We start from the raw sequence: 18,789 nt of genomic DNA, 5'->3' as shown, positions 1-18,789 counted from the left end.
TGTTATATAAAAGATGAGGTGAAAGCGTGAACGGTATTCTTCCATTATGGAAACCCAAGGGATTGACATCCCATGATTGTGTTTTTAAATTAAGAAAGATTTTAAAGACAAAAAAGGTTGGTCACACAGGTACTTTAGATCCTGATGTAACAGGGGTTTTACCTATTTGTATTGGCAGGGCAACAAAGATAGCCGAATATCTGACAGAAGCCGGTAAAGCTTATGAAGGAGAAGTGACCCTTGGTTTTTCAACGACAACTGAAGACGCAAGCGGAGAAAAAGTCGTAGAGAAAAAGATTGATCAAGTGATTCAGCGTAAACGGATTCTGGAAGTGCTTGAATCATTGACTGGAAAAATTGAACAGACGCCGCCGATGTTTTCAGCGGTAAAGGTGAACGGGAAGAAATTATATGAATATGCCCGTGCAGGGATAGATGTGGAGAGGCCGACAAGGGAGGTCACCATCTATGATATTACCCTTCTCGATGATCGTTCCGAATTTAAAGGGGAAACCATATCTTTTCGTTTTCGCGTAAATTGCAGCAAAGGAACGTATATTCGGACACTTGCAGTCATGATGGGTGAAGAACTGGGTTTTCCTGCTCATATGTCAGACTTGACGCGTATTGAATCAGCAGGTTTTAAGCAGGAGGACTGTTTCACATTTTCTGAAGTGGAAGAGTTCATGGAAAATGGTCAAACGGATGAATTTCTGTTGCCTTTGGAGCGGGGATTATTTCATTTGCCCAAATTTCAGATTAGTGATAAAGTAGCAAAGAAAGTACTTAACGGCGCGGTATTGGAACAACCAAAGGATGTTGCTGTTGAAAAAGGAATGCCATTTGTGATGGTCGATCCAGCAAATAAGGCCATTGCCATTTATCAAATACATCCGACAAAAGAGGGATTAATTAAACCTGTAAAAGTATTGGCACAAGAAATATAGACCGTTTTACCGCCGGAAAGAGGAGATTGAAAGGTGAAAGTGATCGCAATAGAGCATCCTCATCAATTTAATACGGATGATTTTCCCGAGCTTGTAATGGCGCTTGGATTTTTTGATGGTATACATAAAGGCCATCAAATTGTCATTCAAACCGCCAAGCAAAAAGCCGATGAAATGAATCTTAAGTCAGCAGTCATGACATTTGACCCGCATCCTTCTGCAGTACTGGGTAGGAAAACGGAAAATATCCGCTATATCACTCCACTTGAAGATAAGGTCGATATCATAGAGTCGATGGGGATCGATTATTTATTCATTGTCCATTTCAGCAAGGAATTTGCTTCAGTACTGCCGGAACGGTTCGTTGACGAATACATTGCCGGGCTGAATGTCCGTCATGTAGTTGCAGGCTTTGATTATTCATACGGTCGCTATGGTCAAGGGTCGATGGAAGATTTGCCGGTTTACGCACAGGGCAGATTTTCGCAGACAGTCGTTGCAAAACAGACACTTGAAGATGAAAAGGTTAGCTCGACGAGAATCAGGGAAACTCTCGGTAATGGCAACTTCTCCGACTTTTATCATTTGGCTGGACGACGCTATTTAACGAAAGGTCATGTCGTTCACGGTGAAAAGCGGGGCAGGAAGTTGGGTTTCCCCACCGCTAATATTGAAGTAAGTGACGATTATATCTTTCCTGCTGCAGGCGTGTATGCCGTCAGGATCAAAATAAGCGGTAAATGGTATAACGGGGTTTGCAATGTCGGATACAAACCTACGTTCCACGAGGAAAAACCTAAATATCCCACTGTAGAGGTCCATGCCTTGGAGTTCTCGGGAGATATTTATGGCAACCAGGTTTCGGTTGAATGGCATACAAGACTTCGTAGTGAGCAGAAATTTTCCGGACTTGAAGCATTGGTCGCACAGATCGAAACGGATAAGCAAAATGCAATAGCCTATTTTGCAAAGCTTGAAGCATAAAAGACAAGACTTGCAATTTTGATGAAAAACATGTATTCTATTGTATGTATGAAAATAACCATTGCTTGGCTAGTCGAGACTCCGACGCTGGCTCGGTAATTGGTGATTTTACAGAATTTTAGGAGGAATAATAACATGGCAATTACACAAGTACGCAAAAACGAACTTATCGCAGAATTCAGAACTCACGATACTGACACTGGATCTCCAGAAGTTCAAATCGCAGTATTAACAGAAGAAATCAACAACTTGAACGATCACTTACGCACACACAAAAAAGACCACCATTCACGTCGCGGTCTTCTAAAAATGGTAGGTAAACGTCGTAATCTTTTAACTTACCTACGTAACAAAGACGTTACTCGTTACCGTACACTAATTAACAAATTAGGTCTACGTAGATAATTTTTTCAGGAAGGCGGGAAATTTCCCGCTTTTTTGGTGTTAATCAAATGATTTGGACGTGTTCTACTTAAGGCTGGGCCTTCGTCCTTGGGACTCGGCAGGAGCCGGGTCCTTTTCCATTTATAAATGATCAGGATATACATAATCAAATGAATGAAATTTTTATTCATTTTACTGTTAATGCTTGTTTTTTTCGTGCATAATAGGAATAGTTTGGTTTTAACTCGAGTTTAGTTACTTTCACATATAAATGATTTAATCCAATACAGGTTTAGGTAAACTAAGCCTCTAAGTGAAGATTCAGAGAGGGGTTTAATAAATGGGACAGGAAAAACATACGTATTCATTTGACTGGGCCGGCCGTAATGTAACGGTAGAGATAGGGCAATTAGCCAAACAAGCGAACGGGGCAGTTTTAGTCCGTTATGGAGAAACTGCTGTATTAAGTACTGCGACAGCTTCGAAGGAACCTAGAAATGTTGACTTCTTCCCTTTGACAGTCAACTACGAAGAAAGACTTTATGCAGTCGGTAAAATTCCGGGAGGCTTCATCAAACGTGAAGGACGACCGAGTGAAAGGGCAATTCTTGCAAGCCGTTTAATCGATCGTCCAATCCGTCCGCTTTTCGCCGATGGCTTCAGGAACGATGTTCAGATCATCAGCATGGTCATGAGTGTCGATCAAGATTGCTCTACGGAAATGGCAGCCATGCTAGGTTCTTCCCTTGCACTTTCAGTTTCCGATATTCCGTTCGAAGGTCCGATTGCTGGAGTTGTAGTGGGGAGAATCAATAATGAATTCATTATTAACCCTACTGTTGACCAACTAGCTAAAAGTGACATCAATCTGACGGTTGCCGGCACTAAAGATGCCATCAACATGGTTGAAGCCGGAGCGAATGAAGTACCAGAGGAAACGATGCTTGAAGCAATCATGTTCGGACATGATGAAATCAAGAAGATCATTGCATTCCAAGAGAAAATCGTTGCTGAAATCGGCAAGGAAAAAATGCAGGTCACTTTATACCAAGTGGATGCTGAACTGGAAGCAGAAGTGAAAGGCCTATGTGAAGCAGACTTGAACAAAGCTGTACAAGTTCAGGAAAAACATGCTCGTGAAGACGCGATCAAAGCAGTAAAAGATCGTGTATTGGTTCATTATGAAGAAGAAACTGATGAAGAAAAATTAAAGCAAATTAAAGAAATCCTTAATAAATTGGTTAAATCCGAAGTCCGCCGTTTGATCACGGAAGAAAAAGTGCGCCCGGATGGCCGTAATCCTGACGAAATCAGACCATTATCATCTGAAGTCACCATTCTGCCCCGTACACATGGTTCCGGATTGTTCACACGCGGACAAACCCAAGCACTATCCATCTGTACATTAGGTGCACTTGGTGATGTGCAGATTCTGGACGGACTTGGGACCGAAGAGTCAAAACGTTTTATGCATCACTATAATTTCCCGCATTTCAGTGTAGGTGAAACTGGTCCTATCCGTGGGGCAGGACGCCGTGAAATCGGTCACGGTGCACTTGGTGAAAGAGCATTGGAGCCTGTCATTCCAAACGATAAAGACTTCCCATATACAATCAGACTTGTATCTGAAGTCCTTGAATCGAACGGATCAACATCACAAGCAAGTATCTGTGCAAGCACTTTGGCAATGATGGATGCCGGAGTTCCATTGAAAGCTCCAGTTGCCGGTATTGCCATGGGCCTAGTCAAATCAGGTGAGCATTATACAATCTTAACGGATATTCAAGGTATGGAAGATCATCTGGGAGACATGGACTTTAAAGTCGCAGGGACTTCAAAAGGTGTTACTGCCCTACAAATGGATATTAAGATTGAAGGACTTTCAAGAGAGATTCTTGAAGAAGCTTTACTTCAAGCCAAACATGGCCGGATGCACATTTTGGAATCAATGATGTCAACGATCAATCAACCGCGTGAGCAGTTATCCAAATATGCACCAAAAATCGTTACAATGTCCATAAATCCGGATAAGATCCGTGATGTCATTGGACCGAGCGGAAAACATATCAACAAAATCATTGAAGAAACTGGCGTGAAAATCGACATCGAACAAGATGGAACGGTATTCATATCTTCTACTGATGAACCAATGATTCAAAAAGCGAAGAAAATCATTGAAGATATCGTACGTGAAGTCGTAGTGGGCGAACTATACTTAGGTAAAGTTAAACGTATCGAAAAGTTCGGTGCCTTCGTTGAAATCTTCAATGGTAAAGACGGTTTGGTACATATTTCTGAACTGGCTGAAGAAAGAGTCGGAAAAGTGGAAGATGTCGTTTCACTTGGCGATGAATTATTGGTCAAGGTCACTGAGATTGATAAGCAAGGAAGGGTTAACCTTTCCCGAAAAGCAGTCTTGAAAGAGCAAAAAGAGGCAGCCAACCCTTCTCAATCGTAATGAAAAATAGAAATCCGGCATGCGATTCCTTGTGAATCTGCATGCTTTTTTTGTTTAAAGGTATTGGAATATCCATAGGGGAAAGGGCGTCAAAAGGATGTCATGTTCTACCTTGTCCGTTTTCTTCATACATTTTGGTATGAAGGGGGCGTAAAAAATGAATAATAAATGGAAGCAGATAGTTGCGATAAGTGCCATTGCAGGTATATCATGGTTATTAGTGCAAAATCCATATACACAAATTTATTTGACCCAATTAACCGATGATTCAGTTGCTTCTATGAAGCAAGAAGACGAGCTTCTTTTACAAATAAAAGAATCAACAAAAAAATATGAGATTGCACCACAGGATGCACGAATAGATTCTGTTTGGAAAACCGTTCCTGCATATAACGGCCTGAAGGTAAATATTGATGATTCGTATAAAGCCATGAAGAAGGAGGGCGTGTTCGATAAGAATAAGCTGGTATTTCAGCAGGTCCCTGCAAAGATACATATGGAGGATCTGGAGCCGGCTCCCATTTACCGGGCCCATCCTGAAAAGCCAGTGGTATCATTTTTAATCAATGTGGCCTGGGGGAATGAATACCTACAAGATATGTTGGCCGTGTTAAAAAAGAATAATGTCAAGGCCACATTTTTCCTTGAAGGTAATTGGACCAAGAAAAATCCAGAATTGGCCAAGATGATTAAGGGTGGCGGGCACGAAATTGGAAATCATTCTTATTCACATCCAGATATGAAAAACATATCCGCACAAGCTACACGTGAGGAAATTCGAAAAACGAATGAAGTCATTGAAGCTGTGACAGGTTTGAAAATGAAATGGTTCGCACCACCAAGTGGAAGCTACCGGGATGAAACGGTGAAAATCGCGGATTCTTTCGGTATGGAGACCGCCATGTGGAGTGTGGATACGATCGACTGGCAAAAGCCAAGCCCTGAAGTCCTTCAACAAAGAGTGCTTTCTAAGGTACACCCTGGAGCATTTATATTGATGCATCCGACTGAATCTACTGCAAAATCATTGGAAACGTTAATAATTGAAATAAAAAAGAAAGATTTAGATGTTGTTACCGTTTCGGAAGCTGTAGATGAAGAGCGATCGAATCCATAATGTATTGGTAACGATGGCAGCATAGAATGATTGGGAGGAATGTTAGTTGATTAAGAAATACACGTGTCAAAATGGAGTTAGAATTGTATTGGAAAATATTCCAACTGTACGTTCAGCGGCAATTGGAGTATGGATCAAAACAGGTTCAAGGAATGAAACGCCAGAATTGAATGGGGTTTCACATTTTCTGGAGCATATGTTCTTTAAAGGGACAACTAAGAGAAATGCGCGTGAAATTGCCGAATCGTTCGATAGTATCGGTGGACAGGTGAATGCATTCACTTCAAAAGAATATACATGCTATTATGCTAAAGTAATGGATAACCATGCAAGCTATGCGCTTGAAATCCTGGCTGATATGTTCTTCAACTCAACATTTGATGGGGAAGAATTGAAAAAAGAAAAAAATGTCGTCTATGAAGAAATCAAAATGTACGAAGACACACCTGATGACATTGTCCATGACCTCTTAAGCAAGGCGGTATATGAAAATCACCCCCTTGGTTATCCAATACTAGGGACGGAAAATACGCTTGAAACCTTCAATAGTGATACATTAAAAAAATACGTCCATGACATGTATACACCCGATAAGGTAGTCGTGTCCATTGCTGGGAATGTGGATGAAAAATTGATCAATGAAGTCGAAAGCTACTTTGGCTCGTATCAAGGAGGGGAAGAACGTCTTGAATTGGTCAAACCTTCCTTCCACGAAAATAGGATCACTCGTAAAAAAGATACGGAACAAGCCCACTTATGCCTTGGTTACAACGGATTGGAAATCGGCAATGATAAAACATACAGCCTGATTACCTTGAATAATATCCTTGGGGGAAGCATGAGCAGCCGTCTATTCCAGGACGTCAGGGAGCAACGCGGCCTTGCCTATTCCGTTTACTCTTATCATTCCAGCTATCAAGATAGCGGTATGGTGACAGTATATGGGGGGACAGGCACAAATCAGCTTGACAGCCTGTATGAAACCATTCAGGAAACATTGGATACTTTAAAAAGGGATGGCATTACGGAAAAGGAATTAAGGAATAGCAAAGAGCAACTTAAAGGAAGCTTGATGCTCAGCCTTGAAAGCACGAATAGCCGCATGAGCCGGAACGGGAAAAATGAGCTTATGTTGGGTGAGCACCGTTCCCTTGATGATATCATCATCAAGATTGACGAAGTGACTGAGGATACCGTCAATGAATTGGCAAATCAGATCTTTACGGAACATTCCTTGTCATTAGTGAGCCCGCTGGAAAATTGGGACAAATAACAACGAACAAGTCTGAACCTTCCTTCATTGGGAGGTCAGGCTTTTTTTCTTTGAGTGCGGGAGGGTCCAGAGTTATGGACAATATTTGGTTAAATGCCTTCTAAGTTTACCTTTTTCGGATATAGATTGAATAGAAGACGAAAAAGGGGGAACCAAAATTGAGGTTAAGCGAACTGAGCGGTAAGGAAATAGTCGATGTGAATAGGGCGGAAAGATTAGGGATCCTTGGTCAGACGGATTTGGAAATAGATGAAACTGGACAAATTACCTCGTTGATCATTCCATCTGTCAAATGGTTCGGCCTTTTAAGGAATGGCAGTGAAATAAGAGTACCATGGGAACATATAAAAAAAATCGGTGCGGATATGGTCATCATTGATTTTCAGGAAGGACTTTCACTTAAAGACGGAGAGCATATGGACGGATAATGACGCTCGCTTCATACTCCTTGGAACTTTTCGAAATACACTCTCGAAAACGCCTTAGCTGGCAATAGCTATGGCGTTTTTTCTTTTCTTATCACCGTTTTTTAAGTAAAAACATAAGATGGCAGGGTAACTAGAGAATGTAGCAAAAACCGAATTGCTTCCTGAATGAATTGTATCATGGGGCAAGGAATGTTTAGGATCTTTTATATAAAGAAGGTGACGGTTTTAATGCTTACAGGCATGCAAATCGCTGTAATTGGTGGAGATGCGCGTCAGCTTGAAGTTGTCCGTAAACTGACGGAGCTTGATGCAAAGCTATTATTGGTAGGTTTTGAACAGCTCGACCATGCTTTTACCGGAGCGGTTAAGGAAAAAATGGATGATATAAACTTCAAGGAATTGGATTCAGTTATTTTACCTGTCCGGGGTACGGATTCAGATGGGAAAGTAGAAACGATCTTTTCCAGTGAAGAGGTTGTTTTGACTGAAGAAATGATAAAAAATACCCCGGAACATTGCACTTTTTATGCAGGAATCAGTAACGATTACCTCGATGAGATATTCAAGAAGGTGGATCGCAAACTTGTTCTATTGTTCGAACGTGATGATGTCGCTATTTATAATTCGATTCCCACTGTTGAGGGTGCGATCATGATGGCCATTCAACATACGGATTTTACTATCCATGGGTCGAATGTAGCCGTACTAGGACTGGGAAGGGTCGGTATGAGTGTAGCCCGGTCATTCCAGGCACTTGGAGCAAAAGTAAAGGTGGGGGCAAGAAAAAGCGAAGATATAGCGAGGATCAGTGAAATGGCATTAGCCCCTTTTCATTTAAATGATCTTGCTGCAGAAATGAAAAATGTTGATATATGTATCAATACGATCCCTTTTCCTATAATTACCGCAAAAGTCATCGCTAATATGCCCGTTCATACATTAATCATCGACCTTGCTTCAAAACCGGGGGGGACGGATTTTCGTTACGCTGAAAAAAGGGGAATTAAGGCGCTGTTGGCACCGAGCCTACCGGGGATAGTCGCCCCGAAAACAGCTGGTCAGATATTAGCGAATGCACTGGGACTATTGATTCAAGGCGAGTTCTTGAAAAGGAAGGGGAAAATGATATGAGTCTCAAAGGTAAACGGATTGGTTTCGGATTAACAGGATCACATTGCACATATGATGAAGTGTTTCCGGAAATAGAAAAACTTGTAAATGAAGGGGCGGAAGTCATCCCAATCGTAACATCGACTGTTCAAAACACGGAAACCCGTTTTGGAAAGGGCGAAGACTGGGTCGAAAGAATAGAAAAATTGACGGGGAATCACGTCGTTGATACAATCGTCAAAGCGGAGCCTTTAGGACCTAAATTGCCACTCGATTGTATGGTGATCGCTCCTTTAACGGGTAACTCAATGAGTAAAATGGCAAATGCTCTTACCGATTCGCCTGTACTTATGGCTGCAAAAGCGACGATGAGGAATCATCGTCCAGTCGTGGTCGCGATATCAACAAATGATGCACTTGGGTTAAATGGTGTCAATCTAATGAGGCTGATGGCAGCAAAAGATATTTATTTTGTTCCATATGGCCAGGATAATCCCACAGGCAAACCAAGTTCCATGGTTGCAAGGATGAGCATGATAAGGGATACGATCATATCGGCACTGGAGAGGGAACAGATTCAACCTGTCATCGTCGAAAGGTTCAAGGATGATTTAGCCTGAATAAGTTTTTGCCACGGATCTAGCTTTCAACGACTGACATATATGCATAAATTTGTAGGTTGAAGTTATAAAAAACCACTCCGCTACCAGAATATTTTGTTAAAGTCCGACCCTTTGGAATGTTAATGTGATAAAATAAATGATATTCTGAACAAGAAGTAATAATTCCAACAAATAACTAATTTAAGAGATAGAAAAGGAGTATGTATAAATGACTGAGACACAGGGATTGCGTATTGCAGTTGTGGGAGCAACTGGAGCAGTAGGACAACAAATGATTTCAACACTCGAACAAAGGGACTTACCGATTAAGAAAATCATCTTTTTATCATCGGCTCGTTCCGCAGGCATCAAACTTACGTTTAAGGGCGAAGAAATCGAAGTGCAGGAAGCAAAACCTGAAAGCTTTGAAGGCATCGATATCGCTTTATTCAGTGCTGGAGGAAGCGTGTCTAAGGAATTGGCTCCAGAAGCAGTGAAACGCGGTGCGATAGTGGTGGATAATACGAGCGCTTTCCGCATGGATGAAAATGTGCCGCTAGTCGTTCCTGAAGTAAATGAAGAAGACTTGAAGCAGCATAATGGGATCATTGCAAACCCGAATTGTTCAACTATCCAAATGGTTGTGGCATTAGAGCCTATCCGCCAGACATATGGCTTATCAAAAATTGTCGTTTCTACCTACCAGGCTGTTTCTGGTGCAGGTGCAGCTGCGATAAATGAATTAAAGGAACAGGCTCGCGACTTGCTTGATGATAAAGAGATCGATCCGAAAATATTACCGGTAAAAGGGGACGAAAAGCATTATCAAATCGCATTTAACGTCATTCCCCAAATCGATAAATTCCAAGATAATGGGTACACATTCGAAGAGATGAAAATGATTAATGAAACAAAGAAAATCATGCATATGCAAGACCTACCAGTGGCTGCAACTTGCGTGAGGCTTCCTGTTGTAACAGGTCATTCGGAATCTGTATACATTGAAGTTGAAAAAGAAGGCATAGCGGCTTCTCAAATCAAGGATTTAATGAGAACGGCACCTGGAATAGTGTTGGAAGACGAACCGGAACAACAAGTTTACCCAACACCTGCTTCATCCGTCGGCAAGAATGATGTATTCGTCGGTCGAATTCGCAAAGATTTGGATGAAGATAAAGGCTTCCATTTATGGGTGGTTTCCGATAATCTATTAAAAGGTGCAGCTTGGAATTCCGTTCAAATTGCTGAAAGCCTTTTGAAATTAGGTTTGGTTACCGTTAAGTAATAATTTATTCTTAATGAACTCGACAGAAAAATAAATTCCAATAGGATAGAGAGTTTTTGTCAGCTTCCCGGATCGGGGAGCTGGCTTATATTTGGGGTGCATATTATGAAAATTATCGTCCAGAAATACGGTGGGACATCCGTTCGTGATGAGGAAAGCCGTTCATTTGCCAAGGGGCATATCGAAAAAGCGATTAAAGAAGGATATAAAGTGGTGGTTGTGGTTTCAGCAATGGGAAGAAAAGGGGATCCTTATGCAACGGATACCTTACTTTCCCTTGTAAATGGAGCCAAAGCCAGCCTTTCAAAGCGAGAACAGGATTTACTTATGTCTGTCGGAGAAACGATATCTTCTGTAGTATTTACTAACATGCTCTTGGAACATGGTATTGATGCGGTTGCTTATACTGGAGCTCAAGCAGGATTCATGACGAATACCGACTATTCCAGTGCGAAAATAATCGAAATGAAATGCGATCGCCTCATGAAAGAACTTGAGGTGAAGGATGTTGTCGTTGTAGCAGGTTTCCAGGGAGCTGCTAAAAATGGTGACATCACGACCATCGGCCGTGGTGGAAGTGATACTTCAGCAGCTGCATTAGGTGCCGCATTGCAAGCTGAACGGGTCGATATTTTTACGGATGTGGAAGGAATCATGACAGCAGATCCGCGGATTGCCGATCAAGCTCGTCCATTATCAATCGTTTCATATACGGAAGTTTGCAACATGGCATATCAAGGGGCGAAGGTCATTCATCCTAGAGCTGTTGAAATTGCGATGCAGGCGAAAGTCCCGATTCGGATAAGGTCAACATACAGCGAAGGTTTGGGAACCCTTGTTACAGGCGTGAACAAGGGAAGCCAGGGCAGTGACATACGTGAAAGGCTTGTGACCGGGATTGCCCATGTACCAAAGATCACTCAAATCAAGGTCCGTGCGAAAAAAGATCAATATAATCTACAGGCTGAAGTTTTCAAAGCGATGGCAAATGCCTCCATTTCAGTTGACTTTATAAATATATATCCAAGTGGTGTAGTTTATACCGTATCGGAAGAGATGACAGAACTTGCCCTCTCGATTTTGGCCGAGCTTGGTCATGAACCGGTCATTGAAAGGAATTGTGCCAAGGTATCGGTAGTCGGTGCAGGCATCAATGGAGTACCTGGTGTGGCAGCGAAGATTGTCACAGCGCTTTCCGAAAAGGAAATTGCCATTCTCCAGTCAGCGGATAGCCATACGACAATTTGGGTACTCGTAAAAGAAGAAGATTTAATAGAAGCCGTTAATTCCCTGCACTATGCATTTCAATTGCATGAAGGGGAAGTCCAATAATCAGGTTTTTTATTAAGTAATGTTTTAAAAATTAAAGAGGTGTTAGATGATGATATTTGGTAGAGTATCAACCGCGATGGTCACCCCTTTCGATAGCAAGGGAAATATTGATTTTCAAAAGACGACTTCATTGGTTAATTACTTATTAACGAATGGAACCGATTCGCTTGTGCTGTCGGGAACGACAGGGGAATCTCCAACTTTATCTTCGGAGGAGAAAATCGCGTTATTGCGTCATGTTTCTAAGGTTGTTGAAAAACGTGTGCCCATCATCATGGGTACAGGAAGCAACAATACGTATGCTTCCATCGAGTTGACAAAAAAGGCGGAACAAAATGGCGCCGATGCGATAATGCTGGTTGCCCCATATTATAGTAAAACGAATCAAGAAGGGCTGTACCAGCATTTTAAGGCTATTGCAGCTAGTACGACGCTCCCTGTTATGGTATATAATATCCCTGGGAGGGCTTCAGTTAACATTGAACCGGAAACGATCATCCGCCTTTCGAAAATTCCTAATATCGTAGCCGTTAAGGAAGCGAGCGGGGATTTAAACGCTATGACCCAAATCATAGCCGGCACGGATGAAGATTTTGCATTATATAGCGGGGACGATGCTTTAACACTACCGGTATTGGCGATTGGTGGTGTGGGTGTAGTATCGGTTGCTTCACATATTGCTGGTAAGGAGCTGCAGAAAATAGTGGAGGCCTTCATCAGTGGGAACTTGAAAGAGGCAGCCCGGCTGCATCAGGAACTGTTACCGCTTATAAAAGGTTTGTTTGCAGCGCCAAGCCCTGCACCTGTCAAAACAGCGCTTCAGTTATATGGAATTGACGTTGGATCGGTGAGACTTCCAATCGTGCCATTGACGGAGCAGGAACGCCTGGCATTAACCAAGGTATTAAAAAAATAAAAAGACACGGAACAAGCTGATCGTTGAAGATTGGCTTGTTTTTACATAATGATGTATATGAACGGGATATACTTTCCGATTTCGGGATGATAGTATTGGAATTTTTTATGATCAATCGAAACTGGTAAAAGTACAAAAGATCTCTTACATAATAGGTTGTTTTTTTTTGAATTATATGAAAAAGTCCCTCTGAAAATGGTAAGTGTTTTCATGTTTTTTGAACATCGGTTATAATGAAATCATTGGGAAATTATGAACGGGATTTTTTAAGGAGGATATTCGATTGGGTAAAGATAAAAATAATGGAATAAAAGTGATTTCTCTTGGAGGACAAGGGGAGCTTGGTAAAAATATGTACGTCGTTGAGGTGAACGAGGACATCTATCTTCTTGATGCAGGATTAATGCTGCCGGAAGACGAAATGCTCGGAATCGATGCGGTTATCCCAGATATTTCTTATTTGATGGATAATAAGGAACGGGTGCAGGGGATATTCATTACCCATGGCCATGAAGACCATATGGGAGCGCTTGCTTATGTCTTGAAATATTTACCGGCTCCTGTTTATGGAACTAAGCTTACACTTGCTTTAATCAAAACGAAATTAAAGGAAGATGGCTTTAACGGCAGGGCAACTTTCACTGAAATCGATTCGGATTCCCTTTTAAGTTTCCCTCAAGCAGCCGTGTCCTTTTTCCGGACTAACCATAGTATTCCCGATTCCGTCGGAGTCGTGATCCACACTCGTGAAGGTGCAATCGTTTATACAGGGGATTTCAAATTCGACCAGGCAGCAACGGATCTATATAAACCGGAAATCGGTAAGATGGCCAGTATCGGTGAAGAAGGTGTCCTATGCCTGCTTTCGGATAGTACCGGTGCCGAGAGGCCAGGTTATACGACTTCAGAAGCAGTTGTGGCCAAAGATATTACAGAGGCTTTCCATGCTGCCTCCGGAAGGATCATCGTTGCGTGCTTCGCTTCGAACATCAACCGGATTCAACATGTTTTCAATGCAGCGGTAGCAAGTCGCAGAAAAGTGGCAGTTGTAGGAAAAAGCCTGCAACGAGTTTATGAAACAGCCTTGAATCTTGGCTACTTAAAGGTCGAAGAAGAGCTGATAATCCCGATTAATGAAATTGGCCAGTATGAAGACCGTGAAATCGTCGTGTTATCGACAGGTCATCAGGGCGAACCCATTGCAGCACTTCAAAAAATGGCAAAGCAGACCCACAAGCAGGTAACGATCAAAAAGGGAGACACCGTTTTGATCAGTGCATCACCCCTGCAGGGCGGTGAACTTATTTTATCCAAAACGGTCGATTTGCTATACAGGGTAGGGGCTGAAGTGGTATCTGCCAATAAATATAAAGTGCACGTAACAGGACATGGCAGCCAGGAAGAGCTTAAAATGATGATCAATTTGATGAATCCCAAATTTTTAATCCCTGTACATGGGGAATACCGCCATTTATATGCCCATCAAAAAGTTGGGGTTGCTGCGGGAATTAAGCGTGAAAACATCATAATTGCCGAAAAAGGGGATGTCATCGAACTTAAGGGCAATAAAATGGGGCTTTCCGGCAAAGTCTCTGCAGGAAATATCTTGATAGATGGCAGCGGTGTTGGAGATGTGGGTAATATCGTTCTTCGTGATCGGCGCTTGTTATCCCAAGATGGCATTTTGATTGTAGTTGTCACGTTGAACCGTCAGGATAAAAGCATTGCAGCAGGCCCAGAAATCATTTCAAGGGGCTTCGTATATGTTCGCGAATCAGAAAAAATGATTGCGGAAGCAACTGAAATAGTAAGTGAAATCGTAAAGAAAAATGGGTCGCGCCAGCCTTTTGATTGGTCTACGCTGAAGCAGGAAATGCGTGATGCCTTAAACCAATTCTTCTATGAAAAAACGAAACGCCGCCCAATGATTTTACCGATCATAATGGAATATTAAGTAAGGAACCCCTGATTTGAACAGTCAGGGGTTCTTTTTTCTGACTCTTATATCTTGAAGAATGAAGTCCGAGGCTCGAGACATAATAAAGCTATAGGCTAAAAGAGAAAGGGGTTGGCATAGTGGATAATGCACCATTACCAAACGAAAATGAAGGCAAGCAGGAAGGTAAGAATTCAACTTTAATCGAAAAGATACAGCAGCTGGGGGCTACTAATGTTCCGCAACTATCTCAAGACTCAAAAATCCATTGTTTGACGATCATTGGACAAATTGAAGGACATATGCAGCTGCCGCCTCAAAATAAAACGACCAAATATGAACATGTTATTCCGCAAATTGTGGCAATTGAACAAAATCCCAATATAGAGGGGCTGCTTGTCATATTAAATACAGTCGGAGGAGATGTCGAAGCGGGACTGGCAATCGCAGAAATGCTGGCTTCCCTATCAAAGCCATCCGTCTCGATTGTACTTGGGGGAGGGCACTCGATCGGTGTGCCGATTGCGGTTTCGTGTGACCATAGCTATATAGCAGAAACAGCAACGATGACGATTCATCCAATTCGTTTGACAGGGCTAGTCATTGGCGTGCCTCAAACCTTTGAATACTTGGATAAAATGCAGGAAAGAGTCATTAAATTTGTTACGCGCCACTCCAACGTTACGGAAGAAAGTTTTAAGGATTTAATGTTTGCCAAAGGAAACTTGACACGTGATATCGGTACGAATGTTATCGGGGCCGAGGCAGTTGAAATCGGTATGATCGATGATGTAGGAGGAGTGGGCCAGGCCATGAGAAAACTAAATAGCTTCATGGAAGAAAGAAGGCCAAAAATTGCCGGGGAAGAGGAGGGGCTTCTGCAATGACGCTTTATACGATCGTTCCTGAAGAAATAATTTTCCCTCATCACCATGAGAAGACGGCAAATTTAATAGAAATGATCTACAATGGTGTACATGTGATGGTTGAACATGACGGTGGCCGTACGTTTCGCATTGATCGAATCGTCAGCACCGATCCTGAAGATTATATGAATGTACACATTCAGCCGGGAGCTGTCATAAATGTGTTCGAACATATGAACCATTAGTAAATACGACTAACTGAGGTAAATTATGATATACTGGAATGAAAATCAGCAGCCGCTTGGCTGCTTTATTCATTATATGGGAAAAATGTCCGCCTAAAGAATGAATGGTATATATATCAAGGACAGGGTCATATTTATTTGGTATAATCAGTAGCGAACGTTTGTTTCGTGAAGGGAAATCAAGTAGTGATGTTGAATAGGAAAGTTAGAATAGTTTCATGAAGAATCAGGTGATATTATGGCAAAGAAGAAACGCAGAAAAAAGAATAGTACAGAGAAGTTAAAACTAACGCTTAAATATGAATTGATTGGCCTCACCATAATAGGTTTGGCCATCATTGCCATTGCCAAGCTTGGAGCAGTGGGAAACGGGACGGTCTTTTTAATCCGCTTCTTCATGGGGGAATGGTATATCCTCTTTTTGTTGGGAGCAATTGCAGCTGGGTTCTATTTGATGATAAAGAGAGAGGTCCCGTACCTGTTGAAACGGCAATTGGTCGGGATGTACTTCCTTGTTGCGAGCATGCTCCTGCTAAGTCATGTTACCCTGTTTAACATGCTTGCAGATGGGGGACCATTTACGAAGCCCAGCGTCATTTCGAATACATGGGAACTATTCTGGATGGAAGTGACCGGCAAGGCCAGCTCGAAGGACCTTGGGGGCGGTATGATTGGAGCGATATTATTTGCAGCTTCATACTTTTTATTCGACGAAGCTGGATCGAAAATCGTTTCATTCCTCTTTATCATTGTAGGTGCCGTCCTAATGACCGGGAAAACGTTAGGTGAAACCCTCGGGAAGTTTTTCAGGGGTCTTGGAGGCTTTTTCAAAAAGCAATGGTCCGCATTCAGAGATGATGTGAAAACGTGGAATGAAGACAAAAAAGAAAAGAAAAAGAATCCCGTGAAAAAGAAGAAACGGCAAAACGAACCGGTGGAAGAAACGGATCAGCTCCCTCAAGAAGAGGAAACACAGGAAATGGCGACGGAACGGATCATTTCCAGCTTTGCTGATAAAGCCTATAGCGACGAAAACGAAATAATTCCCGCTATTCCGGAAACCGCACCTGAAAATGCAGTGGACCAGGATGATGCCGTTCCGCCTATGAATTTTACGGAAGTGGAGAATAAAGAATATCTTTTACCGCCTCTTTCTTTGTTATTGCAGCCTAAAAAAACCGACCAAAGCGGAGAGTACCAATTGATTCATGAAAATGCGGCAAAACTTGAGCGCACCTTTCATAGCTTTGGAGTGAAAGCGAGGGTCACTCAAGTTCATTTAGGCCCTGCCGTAACCAAATACGAAGTACATCCGGATGTAGGGGTGAAGGTAAGTAAAATTGTCAGCCTATCCGATGACTTGGCCCTTGCACTTGCCGCAAAGGATATTAGGATCGAAGCGCCGATTCCCGGAAAATCGGCAATCGGAATAGAAGTGCCTAACTCCGAAGTGGCGATGGTGTCATTAAGGGAAGTTTTAGAGGCCAAAGAAGTTGACAAGCCTGACGCAAAACTGCAAATAGGCTTAGGGCGGAATATTTCCGGTGAAGCGGTTAAGGCGGAGCTCAATAAAATGCCGCATTTACTAGTGGCTGGTGCTACGGGCAGCGGGAAATCCGTTTGTATCAATGGGATTATCACGAGTATTCTGATGCGGGCAAAACCGCATGAAGTGAAAATGATGATGATTGATCCAAAAATGGTCGAGTTGAATGTCTATAATGGAATTCCCCACTTACTCGCACCTGTAGTGACCAATCCAAAGAAAGCTGCACAGGCTCTGCAAAAAGTGGTCAGTGAAATGGAAAGGCGCTATGAGCTATTTTCTCATTCCGGTACGCGAAATATTGAAGGCTACAATGATTACATTAACCGGTATAACATAGAAGAAGACGCCAAACAGCCGCTCTTGCCTTATATCGTAGTCATTGTCGATGAGCTGGCAGATTTGATGATGGTCGCTTCTAACGATGTAGAGGATGCCATCACAAGGCTTGCACAAATGGCACGTGCTGCTGGCATCCACTTGATAATTGCCACTCAGCGGCCATCCGTAGATGTAATTACAGGGGTCATTAAAGCGAACATCCCATCTAGGATTGCCTTTAGTGTCTCATCAATGACCGATTCGAGAACGATCCTCGACATGGGCGGGGCCGAAAAACTGTTAGGCCGGGGTGACATGCTCTTCCTGCCTTCAGGAGCTTCAAAACCGGTCCGCGTCCAAGGGGCCTTTTTATCCGACAATGAAGTCGAGGAAGTTGTCACATATGTCATTTCACAGCAAAAAGCACAATACAACGAAGAAATGATACCCGATGAAATTGCAGAAACCTCAAATGGTGAAGTTGAAGATGATTTATATGGGGATGCGGTATCCTTGATCGTAGAAATGCAGACTGCATCCGTTTCCATGCTGCAGCGCCGTTTCCGGATTGGCTATACCCGGGCAGCCAGATTGATTGATGAAATGGAAGCTAGGGGAATTGTCGGTCCATATGAAGGAAGTAAACCACGAAATGTATTGGTTACAAAAGATGAACAAGATGAAGCGCATTCATCATAGTAAAGAAAAAACCGGGCAGCTGCCCGGTTTTTTAATTATTCATCGCCTCGTCTAAATGTTTAAGGCAGAAGTCGGTAATCAACGCTTCTTCATCTTCTTCTAAATCGAATTCGAGTGCGCCTTCGTTCCCTTTTTCAAAAATATCATATTTAATCAATTTGCCTTTTTGTTCTTCCACTGCAAAAAGCACCCGGATATATAAACCATTTTCTGAAAAGAGCTCATCCTCTTCAGGCACTTCAATATCCAAGAACAACTCGTAACGTTCCCCGGACAAAATACCAAATGGATCATTCAATTTTTCGATTGTGTATTCTGTAATCTTTAACATCTTGTGTAC

At 42.3% G+C, this 18,789-nt stretch carries 17 protein-coding genes; 16 read left to right on the top strand and 1 reads right to left on the bottom strand.

The window, feature by feature from the left end:
- Positions 1-26 precede the first annotated feature (26 nt).
- The 16 genes from truB to ACFX4H_RS06930 all read left to right on the top strand — a co-directional run bounded on the left by truB (position 27) and on the right by ACFX4H_RS06930 (position 18,449).
- On the top strand, positions 27-947 hold the full coding sequence (gene truB / locus ACFX4H_RS07005) for a tRNA pseudouridine(55) synthase TruB (RefSeq protein WP_034313603.1): 921 nt from the start codon (positions 27-29) through the stop codon (positions 945-947).
- A 33-nt stretch (positions 948-980) separates the two neighbouring features.
- Positions 981-1,931, top strand: coding sequence for a bifunctional riboflavin kinase/FAD synthetase (gene ribF / locus ACFX4H_RS07000; protein ID WP_057278396.1), 951 nt, complete (start codon positions 981-983; stop codon positions 1,929-1,931).
- A gap of 135 nt (positions 1,932-2,066) precedes the next feature.
- Complete coding sequence (gene rpsO, locus ACFX4H_RS06995; protein ID WP_034313598.1) at positions 2,067-2,336, top strand: 30S ribosomal protein S15; 270 nt, start codon at positions 2,067-2,069, stop codon at positions 2,334-2,336.
- Positions 2,337-2,655: 319 nt separating this feature from the next.
- Complete coding sequence (pnp, locus tag ACFX4H_RS06990) at positions 2,656-4,773, top strand: polyribonucleotide nucleotidyltransferase (protein WP_034313594.1); 2,118 nt, start codon at positions 2,656-2,658, stop codon at positions 4,771-4,773.
- 157 nt (positions 4,774-4,930) lie between these two features.
- Positions 4,931-5,890, top strand: coding sequence for a polysaccharide deacetylase family protein (locus ACFX4H_RS06985; protein WP_034313591.1), 960 nt, complete (start codon positions 4,931-4,933; stop codon positions 5,888-5,890).
- Positions 5,891-5,936: 46 nt separating this feature from the next.
- On the top strand, positions 5,937-7,163 hold the full coding sequence (locus ACFX4H_RS06980) for a M16 family metallopeptidase (RefSeq protein WP_034313588.1): 1,227 nt from the start codon (positions 5,937-5,939) through the stop codon (positions 7,161-7,163).
- A gap of 158 nt (positions 7,164-7,321) precedes the next feature.
- Entirely contained in the window at positions 7,322-7,591 is a 270-nt protein-coding gene (locus ACFX4H_RS06975) for a YlmC/YmxH family sporulation protein (RefSeq protein ID WP_048684753.1), read from the top strand.
- 228 nt (positions 7,592-7,819) lie between these two features.
- Complete coding sequence (gene dpaA / locus ACFX4H_RS06970) at positions 7,820-8,722, top strand: dipicolinic acid synthetase subunit A (protein WP_249597872.1); 903 nt, start codon at positions 7,820-7,822, stop codon at positions 8,720-8,722.
- A complete protein-coding gene (locus ACFX4H_RS06965) occupies positions 8,719-9,321 on the top strand; it encodes a dipicolinate synthase subunit B (protein ID WP_034313581.1) in 603 nt (200 codons plus the stop codon). Before dpaA ends, ACFX4H_RS06965 begins: the two co-directional genes overlap by 4 nt.
- Positions 9,322-9,532: 211 nt before the next feature.
- Positions 9,533-10,588: an aspartate-semialdehyde dehydrogenase gene (gene asd / locus ACFX4H_RS06960; protein ID WP_034313578.1), complete on the top strand. Its 1,056-nt coding sequence runs from the start codon at positions 9,533-9,535 to the stop codon at positions 10,586-10,588.
- 105 nt (positions 10,589-10,693) lie between these two features.
- The gene (gene dapG, locus ACFX4H_RS06955; protein ID WP_034313576.1) at positions 10,694-11,920 is read left to right on the top strand and encodes an aspartate kinase; all 1,227 of its coding nucleotides are present in this window, start codon (positions 10,694-10,696) and stop codon (positions 11,918-11,920) included.
- 46 nt (positions 11,921-11,966) lie between these two features.
- Positions 11,967-12,836, top strand: coding sequence for a 4-hydroxy-tetrahydrodipicolinate synthase (dapA, locus tag ACFX4H_RS06950; RefSeq protein ID WP_034313572.1), 870 nt, complete (start codon positions 11,967-11,969; stop codon positions 12,834-12,836).
- Positions 12,837-13,119: 283 nt separating this feature from the next.
- Positions 13,120-14,790, top strand: coding sequence for a ribonuclease J (locus ACFX4H_RS06945; RefSeq protein ID WP_377434817.1), 1,671 nt, complete (start codon positions 13,120-13,122; stop codon positions 14,788-14,790).
- Between the two features lie 122 nt (positions 14,791-14,912).
- Positions 14,913-15,659 carry a ClpP family protease gene (locus ACFX4H_RS06940; RefSeq protein WP_034313566.1) on the top strand — a complete coding sequence of 249 codons (747 nt, stop codon included), beginning with the start codon at positions 14,913-14,915 and terminating at the stop codon, positions 15,657-15,659.
- Positions 15,656-15,883: a YlzJ-like family protein gene (locus ACFX4H_RS06935; protein WP_034313564.1), complete on the top strand. Its 228-nt coding sequence runs from the start codon at positions 15,656-15,658 to the stop codon at positions 15,881-15,883. The genes ACFX4H_RS06940 and ACFX4H_RS06935 overlap by 4 nt, the downstream gene beginning before the upstream one ends.
- Positions 15,884-16,121: 238 nt before the next feature.
- The gene (locus ACFX4H_RS06930) at positions 16,122-18,449 is read left to right on the top strand and encodes a DNA translocase FtsK (protein ID WP_377434815.1); all 2,328 of its coding nucleotides are present in this window, start codon (positions 16,122-16,124) and stop codon (positions 18,447-18,449) included.
- Between the two features lie 31 nt (positions 18,450-18,480).
- Here the strand turns inward: ACFX4H_RS06930 and ACFX4H_RS06925 are convergent, their stop codons facing one another.
- A complete protein-coding gene (locus ACFX4H_RS06925; RefSeq protein WP_063591649.1) occupies positions 18,481-18,780 on the bottom strand; it encodes a DUF6509 family protein in 300 nt (99 codons plus the stop codon).
- Positions 18,781-18,789 lie beyond the last annotated feature (9 nt).

The sequence above is a fragment of the Peribacillus sp. YIM B13477 genome (assembly GCF_042787955.1).
GTDB classification, from domain to species: Bacteria; Bacillota; Bacilli; order Bacillales; family DSM-1321; genus Peribacillus; species Peribacillus frigoritolerans.
This window is presented reverse-complemented; position numbering and strand designations above follow the sequence as displayed.